This window comes from Frankia sp. CcMO1 (assembly GCF_977945845.1).
Map to the genome: position 1 here is coordinate 1 of NZ_CDWTMG010000254.1, position 6,712 is coordinate 6,712.

Here is a 6,712-nt window from a genome sequence, read left to right on the forward strand (position 1 = left end):
TTTCATTTCGACTCCTGAACGCGTGCGTCGCCCGCGAAGGACCGGTTATAGGCAGTCGATCCCCGGAAAGGGTCGCCGTGGCGACACCCGCGCCCACCGCCGAGGGATGCCGGGAGAAAGCGCTCCGGTGGCTGCTAGCATGCTCCACATTGGCTTCGGGAAAATCACGGCGTCTATGCCCCTTGGGGGAAATCCACGGTGCCGGCGATGAGATCGGTCACGATTGCCCCCGATCCGACCTCCGCCGGCTCCCCCGGGATGTTGGACACCGCCCCAAAACCGCGGAGCAGACGCAGCAGAACGAGCTGATCGGGCCGGCCGCCCGGCTGGCGATCTGGGTGTTTGAACGCGCTGCGCAGCCTGTTGGCCGTACTTTTCATCGCGACGGTCATGTGCTTCTACTCCCTTGCCCCGGTGGCCCCGGTGGCCCCGGACCGCGCGGCCGAATACCTCGCGGCAAGCCTGCGGTTCGGCGTCTTCTACGCCTCAATCGCCGTCTTCGCGGCATTCTTCTTCGATCGCCGCCACCTCGAACACGTCTTCTGGCGGATGTCACTGGGCTGCGTGTGGATCGCTCTGGCCGGCTATGCCGTCGCCGCCGTCCTACCGGCGCCGGTGTGGGTAGACTCCGGCGCCGGCGGCACGCCCCGGCTGCGCGGGCTGCTGGCCGAGCCCTCGTCCTGGGCCCCGGTCATCTCCATGCTGATCCTGCTGGCGGTCCGGCGCAGGTCGTGGCGAAACCTGGCACTCGTCGTCCTCGCCGGTCTGCTGACCAAATCACCCACGGTCCTGCTCACCGCCTCTATCAGCCTGGCCTTCTGTTATCTCAACGGGGTTCGAGCGGTGGCTGCCCGGGGCCGCCGGACGATCGTCCTCGCCCCCGGCCGGCTACCTGACCAGCAACAACGGCCTGACGGTCGCGTTCGGCCGGCTCGTCGCCGGACTCGGCGCGCTGGGCAATGACACAGCACCCGCCACCGCCAACGGCCGTTACACGAGCGCGCGGATCGTCATGGCCGAGGCCCGGCAGAACGGTCATCCGAACATCGGCTACGGCCCGAACTCGAACTCCGTCTATCTCGCCAAGAAATACGGTGACGGCCGGAACTACGCGGCCAACTCCCTCTACGTGGCCTGGCTGTTCGATTTCGGTCGGATCGGCGCGTGCGCTCTTCTGGCAGCGGTCTTCCTGATCCTGCTGCGGCTGGCCGGACGGCCGGCATCGGCCGCCCTCTTCATACCCTTCCTGGTCGCTTCCCTCATCAACTCCGCACAGGGTTTCGAACTTTTCAAGTTCACCTTCGTCTCCATCCTGCTCTACCTGTTCGGCTGGGAGCGCCGTATCCTCCCGGCAACCGCCGTCAAGAACCCGGTCTCGCACGACGCAGACCAGCAGACCAGCCGTCGGGACACACCCTGCGCCGGGGTTTCGAGTGGGCGCACGAGGTCGACGTGGGTGCCGTCGGCGATACCGAGCTCGTCGGGGTCGTCCGGGTGGACGAACACGACGCGCCGGCCGCGGCGCACCCCGCGGTACCGGTCGTCCATGCCGTAGATCGTCGTGTTGTACTGGTCGTGGGGACGGACAGCCTGCAGCAGCAGGTGTCCCGGCGGGACCCGCAGCACCTCGCAGGTGTTGACCGTCAGCGCCTGGAACAACGCCGGGTCCCCGTTCACCCGGATCTGCAGGAACTGATCCGCCAGGGTCGTGCCCCGCCCGAGCAGGCTGGAGCGATCCCGATCGTCGCCGACAGCGCCGCCCCCGACGACTCGTGACACATGTTCGAACAGTCCGGCAGGTTGTTCGTCCCCACCATCCGCGCGAACAGCTGCCAGACGAACGCCGCCTCGTTACTCGTCCGACCCGATGTGTAGAACACCGCCTCATCCGGACTGTCCAGCGCGTTCAGCTCCCCCGCGATGATCCCGAATGCCTCGTCCCAGCCGATCGGCGCGTGCCGGTCTGCACCCGGCGCCTTGAACATCGGCTCGATGATCCGACCCCGGCTCCCCAGCCAGCGCCTGGACCGACCCGCGAGATCCGCCAGCGGATGCGCGGCGAAGAACTCCCGGCCCACCCGGGCCCGCGTCGCCTCCTCCGCCACCGCCTTCGCGCCGTTTTCACAGAACTCCGCCACCGACCGCTCCCCCACCGGCGGCTCCGGCCACGCGCACCCCGGCCGCTGCCTCGAAAGCCTCACTCCGCCTACGCGGCATGACTGACACCCCCATGAGGACCGGCACCAGCACCAGCATTGAACCGGCAGCGGTCCAGGACCCCACTACCCCTTGTCTTTCGTTAGCTACTAATGTTTTGTAGGGGTACCGTTGCAGCCGCAACGGCCACCGCCCCATCCGTCGATCATCGACCTGGAGGTCCCATGACCGCGCCATCCCCGTCCGACATCGCTCCGCTGCCCCTGGCCGCCGGTACCTGGACGCTCGACCCCGCGCACTCGGGCGTGAACTTCCAGGTCCGCCATCTCGGCGTCACCAACGTCCGCGGGCGCTTCGACACGTTCTCCGCGACGCTGTCGGTCGGCGACACCCTGGAGTCGGTGTCCGTCGGCGCCGAGATCGACCTGGCCTCGATCAACACCAACCAGCCCGACCGGGACGCGCACCTGCGTTCCGCCGACTTCTTCGACCTCGCGTCCCACCCGTCCATCACGTTCACCTCGACGTCCGTCACGGGCAGCGACGAGGAGTACGAACTCGCCGGCGATCTTTCGATCAACGGAGTGACCAGACCCGTCACCCTGGCGGTCGAGTTCTACGGGGTCGACACTCACCCCGTAGACGGCCGCGTCCGGTCCGGCTTCGCCGCGACGACGGAGATCCGCCGCGGCGACTATGGCATCACCTTCAACCTGCCGCTCGGTGCCGGCAGGCTCGCCCTCTCCGACAAGGTCAAGATCGAGCTCGACCTGCAGTTCATCGCCCCCTGATCAACCCGGCTCCCCAACCGGTCCCGCGCCGTCGCGAGCCCGCGCCCCGAGATCATCCGGGCTCGCGACGGACCGTGGGCACCTCCACCGGCCCGACAAGTACCAGCCCGGCGGGTACCGGCCCGGCAAGCCCCGGTCAGCAAGCCCCGGTCAAGGAGTCCTGGGAAACGGCGGCTCCCCGCGCGCGACGAGATACTCCTGCGCCCATACCTCCAGCTCGTGCAGCGCCGTCCGCAGCCCCTCGCCCCGCGGGGTGAGCCGATAACGCGTTGCCACCGGCGGCCCCTCGAGAACCTCACGCTCCACGAGGCCGGCCTGGACGAGTTCGGTGAGACGGCCCGACAGCATCCGCTCGCTCACCCCCGGCACCAGCTTCGCTATCTCGGAGAACCTCGCCGGGCCGGCCATCAGCGTACTGATGATCAGACCGCTCCACCGCTTCCCCAGCAGCGCGAAGACCGGAGTCAGCGCCTGACAGCTCACACCGTCCTCCGGCCTCGCAACCATCCGGTCATAGTAGATGCCCGACGCATCATGGGTGCCCCGACGCATCGCAGGTCACGACGCAGGACAGGCCCCCATGTGGGACCAACTCAGGCTGTCACACCCACCCGGACGACCCGGCGGGGATCGGGAGCGTAGGCCGGCGTGCCGGTGAAGCCCAACCGGCGGGTCCTGGTGGCGACCCGCGGAAGACCGGCCCGGTCCCGCCAATCCGCCAATCATGCAGTGGAGTTAGATAGGCGCGACAGGATGCGATGGGGTGAGGGAACCATCGGGCGTCGGGGCGCGGCAGGGGAGTCATGGCCGGTGTACCGGAGTGCCGTTCGACGACGGACACTCCCGGCAGTGCCGCGCCTCACCGGAGTGGCCGGCGGGGCTGGCCGGGTCGGCTGGGCCGAAGTGGTCGGCGGGGCCGGCTGCGTGGCACGGCCGGCCGGTCCCCGGGTGCGTCCCGGCTACCTCCCCGGCTTCTCGTCGCGGGGTTCCTCCTGCTCGTCGCCGCCTGGGTCGGCACCAACCCGCCGGGGTTCGGCCCCGACGAGCCCGCCCACTTCGTGAAGGCGGTCGGCGCGGGCACCGGGCAATGGACGGGAACACCCGGCCGGCTGGCACATCCGTCGTTCGGCAACGGACCGGGCCGCACCGAACGGATCGACTGGATCAATCGCAACAGCCGCGTCTTCGCCCTGCCCGCCGGGCTCAACCCCGGCGCGGCGGGGTTCCCCTGCGACCTCTTCCGCGACTGGCTGTCCGTCGCGTGCCTCGACCGTCCGCACTCCCGGCCGGCGGCGACGCGGGCCCTCAGTTACGTGGGCACCTATGAGCCCTATCTCTACGCGGTCGAGGGTGCCGTGATGACCCGCACGCACACGGCGGACGGCGCGCTCTACGCCGGGCGGGCGACCTCGGCTGCCATCGTGGTGACACTGTTGGCGATCATCATCTTCGCCTCCTGGGATTCCCGCGCCGGACTGCTCTCGGTCGGCGGCGTGCTGCTGGCGGTCTCGCCGATGGCGTTGTTCCTGGGTTCCGTCCTCGGCACGAACGGGATGGAGATCGCGGGCGCGACCGCGTTGTTCACCCTGGCGCTGCGGCTCGGTCGACCGGGCGCGCCGCCGAGGTGGATCTGGCCCGTCCTCGGCCTCGTCGCCGCGCTGGTGGCGTTGTCCCGGCCGTCCGGCCCCCTGTGGGTGCTGCTCACCCCGGTGATCGCCGTCGGTCTCGCGGCCCCCGCGCGCGGGCGCGGGCCGTCGATGCGGTACCCGCCGTCGAGCAGCCCTGGCCAGTCGAGCAGCCCCGGCCAGCAGAAGAGACCCGGCCAGCAGAAGGGACCCGGCCAGCGGAGGGGACCCGGCGGCACCGGCTGGTCGGGTGGCTCTCGGTTCCGTGGGTCGCCCTCTCCGTGGCCGGGGTCGTCGCGACCGCGGCCTGGGAGAAGCGCGTGCAGCCGCACCCGGGGATAAGCCGTGAGCTCGCGGAACAGGGGCTGCGGCAGCTGTCGTCCGACGCGCCCGCCTGGGCACGGCAGTGGGTCGGGGTGTTCGGCTGGGCGAGCCTGCGGATGCCCTCGTTCGCCTACTGGACATGGGGCGCGTGCCTGCTCGGCGCGGCGTTCGTCGTGGGAACCTGGCGGCAGCAGGTCCGCCTCGGCGCGGTGCTGATCGGCGTGGTGGCGGTGGCGGTGGCGCTCGACGTGCTGGTCCTGCGGCAGACGCGCTTCCCGGTTTACGGGCGGTACCTGCTGCCGATCGCGGTGCTGGTGCCCTTGGCGGCCGGGGAGATCCTGACCCGGCGGGCCGCGCGCATCCCCGCGGCCCTGCGCCGGGCGGGGCCCGCCGTCGCCGTCATGGCGGTGGTCGCGGTGCATACCGTCGGCCTGTGGACAGACTGGCACCGCAGCGCCGTGGGCATCTATGGACCGGCCTGGTTCCTGGGCTCGTCGCAGTGGAATCCTCCGGGTGGCTGGGTCCCCTGGATGGCCCTGGCGGGAGCCGGTGCCTGCTGCCTGCTCGCCGCCGCCGCGGCGGCGGCCGGGCCGCGGCGTTCGCCCGCATCGCCCGGCGGCGGGGACGCGTCAGATCAGGGCCCGGCCGGCCCGGGTCACGAGGCGGCCCGACCGGCCATGATTTCCTTGCCACACAGGTTCTCCGCCACGACGCCGAAGGCCGTACCGGCATTGTTGACCTGGACGAAGGCCAGGCAGGTGCTCTGCCGGCCCAGACTGTTCCTGAGGTCGATCGGCTGGATCAGGCCGCCGGCATCGTAGTTCGTCACCGACCGCAGTCCGTCGACGAAACCCTGCCGGGTGGGGCAGTCCCCGGCCTCCTCCAGACCGCGCAGGAACAGGTCGGTGTTGATGTAGGCCATCATCGTGATCTCCTGCTCCGGGTCCTCCCGCTGGGGGGGCGTAGCGCCGCATCGCGTCGATGTAGCTCGTGATGGGAGGGCCGCCGGCCTCGAAGGGCCGGTGGAAAACCGGGACCGTGACGCCGGCAACGGCGGCGCCCGCATCACGCAGCAGTCGGCCATCGTAGCCGCTGGCGGCAAGGATCACCGTGGGATTCCCACCGGCGGCGCGGATCGCGTTCAGCACGGCGGGGAGTTCATGGGCGTCGACCACGGTGAGGAGGGTATCGGCGCGAGCCGCGACGATCCGTTGGGCGATCGCCGCCGGGCTGTCGGCGTTCGCCGTGTAGCTCACCTCGTCGACGACCGGGATGCCGACTGACTGCACGCTCTGCACGATCTTGCTTCCGGTGTCCGCGATCCCGGCCGACAGGGCGGTCCTGAGCAGAACGGCCCTGGTTCCCCCACGTGACTGGACGAGCCTGCCGTATGTGTCGATGGCGGATCCGGTGATGTAGAACGACGAGAACATGTTCCGGTACTTCGACCAGACTTCCTCAGCCGCCACGCCGGCCACCGGAATATTCTGCTCGGCGAGGTACGACGCGCTGCCACTCGCCGCCAGGGTGAACTCAAGGAGGCCGAAGACCTTCCTCTCCTCGACCAGTTCCCGCACGCCGATGGCATTCGCCTCGGCGGTTCCCTGATCGTCTCGCCAATCGTACACGATTTTCCGGCCGTGTACCCCGCCACGCTCGTTGGCCAGCCCGATCCGGGCGTCGAGGCCGGCTCGCGCGGCGGAGAAGGGCACGAGCACCCCCGAGTCGGGGTAAAGCGGCTCTTCGAAGTTAAGCGGGTTTGAGGCATCTGCGGGCTCGGCGGGTGGTTGCGCAGCGTGTTCGTAGCCGCTGGTT

General features: G+C 70.0%; 7 protein-coding genes and 2 pseudogenes. 4 read left to right on the top strand and 5 right to left on the bottom strand.

Features of this window, described 5'->3' with window-relative positions; all coding sequences use genetic code 11:
* Window positions 1-342 precede the first annotated feature (342 nt).
* Window positions 343-963 carry a hypothetical protein gene (locus AC08OU_RS21015; RefSeq protein WP_476601782.1) on the top strand — a complete coding sequence of 207 codons (621 nt, stop codon included), beginning with the start codon at window positions 343-345 and terminating at the stop codon, window positions 961-963.
* 354 nt (window positions 964-1,317) lie between these two features.
* On the opposite strand, the gene AC08OU_RS21020 is transcribed toward AC08OU_RS21015, so the two are convergent.
* Both AC08OU_RS21020 and AC08OU_RS21025 read right to left on the bottom strand, forming a co-directional pair.
* The gene (locus tag AC08OU_RS21020; protein WP_476605618.1) at window positions 1,318-1,548 is read right to left on the bottom strand and encodes a hypothetical protein; all 231 of its coding nucleotides are present in this window, start codon (window positions 1,546-1,548) and stop codon (window positions 1,318-1,320) included.
* Between the two features lie 125 nt (window positions 1,549-1,673).
* Window positions 1,674-2,138: a molybdopterin-dependent oxidoreductase gene (locus AC08OU_RS21025; protein WP_476601784.1), complete on the bottom strand. Its 465-nt coding sequence runs from the start codon at window positions 2,136-2,138 to the stop codon at window positions 1,674-1,676.
* A 243-nt stretch (window positions 2,139-2,381) separates the two neighbouring features.
* Here AC08OU_RS21025 and AC08OU_RS21030 point away from each other — a divergent pair, with 243 nt between their 5' ends.
* Window positions 2,382-2,948, top strand: a complete 567-nt coding sequence (locus AC08OU_RS21030) for a YceI family protein (protein WP_476592751.1) — start codon at window positions 2,382-2,384, stop codon at window positions 2,946-2,948.
* Between the two features lie 150 nt (window positions 2,949-3,098).
* Here the strand turns inward: AC08OU_RS21030 and AC08OU_RS21035 are convergent, their stop codons facing one another.
* Window positions 3,099-3,455: a winged helix-turn-helix transcriptional regulator gene (locus tag AC08OU_RS21035; protein ID WP_476605617.1), complete on the bottom strand. Its 357-nt coding sequence runs from the start codon at window positions 3,453-3,455 to the stop codon at window positions 3,099-3,101.
* Between the two features lie 296 nt (window positions 3,456-3,751).
* On the opposite strand from AC08OU_RS21035, the gene AC08OU_RS21040 reads away from it, so the two are divergent.
* Together AC08OU_RS21040 and AC08OU_RS21045 are read left to right on the top strand one after the other, a co-directional pair.
* Window positions 3,752-4,915, top strand: coding sequence for a DUF2142 domain-containing protein (locus tag AC08OU_RS21040; RefSeq protein WP_476601786.1), 1,164 nt, complete (start codon window positions 3,752-3,754; stop codon window positions 4,913-4,915).
* Window positions 4,855-5,718: a DUF2142 domain-containing protein gene (locus AC08OU_RS21045; RefSeq protein WP_476601787.1), complete on the top strand. Its 864-nt coding sequence runs from the start codon at window positions 4,855-4,857 to the stop codon at window positions 5,716-5,718. The genes AC08OU_RS21040 and AC08OU_RS21045 overlap by 61 nt, the downstream gene beginning before the upstream one ends.
* Here AC08OU_RS21045 and AC08OU_RS21050 read toward each other — a convergent pair.
* Together AC08OU_RS21050 and AC08OU_RS21055 are read right to left on the bottom strand one after the other, a co-directional pair.
* Window positions 5,682-5,981 (bottom strand): annotated as a pseudogene (locus AC08OU_RS21050) (ABC transporter substrate-binding protein); the annotation flags it as partial. The gene AC08OU_RS21045 and the pseudogene AC08OU_RS21050 overlap by 37 nt on opposite strands.
* Window positions 5,908-6,615: pseudogene (locus tag AC08OU_RS21055) on the bottom strand (ABC transporter substrate-binding protein); the annotation flags it as partial. The pseudogenes AC08OU_RS21055 and AC08OU_RS21050, both read right to left, overlap by 74 nt.
* Window positions 6,616-6,712 lie beyond the last annotated feature (97 nt).